Annotated in this window: 1 protein-coding gene; it reads right to left on the reverse strand. The window is 69.1% G+C overall.

The annotated features are described in order from the left end of the window. Positions 1 to 1,422, reverse strand: a 1,422-nt coding sequence (gene pyk / locus HOP51_RS20825) for a pyruvate kinase (protein WP_234275780.1), incomplete at both ends; no start/stop codon positions are given.

A 1,422-nucleotide genomic window follows, 5' to 3' on the forward strand; every position in this document is an offset into this window, starting at 1 on the left:
TATCTTCAGGGTATTGGTTCCACCGTGGGCGTTCATGTGGTCGCCCCGGGTCAGAATGACATGATCTCCCGGTTCGGCAATCCCCTGTTCCACCAGCAGCGAAAGCGCCCGGTCGTTGAGCTCGCTGGCCGCCATCGCCGTGGTGTCGAACGGCAGCGAGACCACCCCGCGGTAGAGCGCCATGCGCCGCTGGGCGATGGGGCTGTGGGCCAGCCCGACGATGGGCAGCCCCGAGCGGATGCGCGAGGCGATCAGCGGCGTATAGCCGGTGGAGGTCATGCAGGCGATGGCGGCCACCCCGGTGAGGTGGTTGGCGGCGTACATGGCCGACAGCGCGATGGTCTCGTCGATGCGCGAGAAACCCTCGTGGATGCGGTGACCCGACTCCTGGGCGATGCGCTCGCGCTCGGCGCCGAGGCACACCCGGCGCATGGCCTCGAGCGTCTCCACCGGGTAGTCGCCGGCGGCGGTCTCGGCCGAGAGCATCACCGCGTCGGTGCCGTCGAGCACGGCGTTGGCGACGTCGAACACCTCGGCGCGGGTGGGCAGCGGTGAGCCGATCATCGACTCCATCATCTGCGTCGCGGTAATCACCGCGCGGTTGAGCGTGCGGGCACGCTTGATGATGCGCTTCTGCATGCCGATCAGCTTCTCGTCGCCGATCTCCACGCCGAGGTCGCCGCGCGCCACCATCACCGCTTCGCTGGCTTCGATGATGCCGTTGAGCGTTTCGTCGTCGGCCACTGCTTCGGCGCGTTCGAGCTTGGCGACCAGGCCGATCTCCTTGCCCGCCTCGCCGAGCAGGCGCCGTGCTTCGAGCATGTCCTCGGCGTGGCGCGGGAAGGAGACGGCCAGATAATCCACACCGATCTCGATGGCGGTCTCGAGGTCGGCCTTGTCCTTGTCGGTGAGCGCCGGGGCGGAGAGCCCGCCGCCCTGCTTGTTGATGCCCTTGTTGTTGGAGAGCTTGCCGCCGGTGACCACGGTGGTGTGGACCTGCGCGCCCTCGACGCGCTCGACGTCGAGCACCAGGCGGCCGTCGTCGAGCAGCAGTCGATCACCGGGGGCGACGTCGTCGACCAGCTGCTTGTAGTCGCAGCCGACGCGGGTGGCGTCGCCGGCGTCGCTGGCGAGTGCCATGTCGAGCACGAAGGGCTGGCCCTCCTCAAGCACCACGGCACCGTCATGGAAGCGGGCGATGCGGATCTTGGGTCCCTGCAGGTCGCCCAGGGCGGCGACGCTCCTGCCGAGGCGGTCGGCGATCTGGCGCACGGCGATCAGCCGGCGGCGGTGGTCGGCGGCGCTGCCGTGGGAGAAGTTGAGGCGTACTACGTCGACGCCGGTGCGGATCATCGCCTCCAGCACGCCCTCGCGATCGCTGGCCGGCCCCAAGGTGGCAACGATCTTGGTGCGGCGGATGGG

This window comes from Billgrantia zhangzhouensis, assembly GCF_021404465.1.
GTDB classification, from domain to species: domain Bacteria; phylum Pseudomonadota; class Gammaproteobacteria; order Pseudomonadales; family Halomonadaceae; genus Halomonas; species Halomonas zhangzhouensis.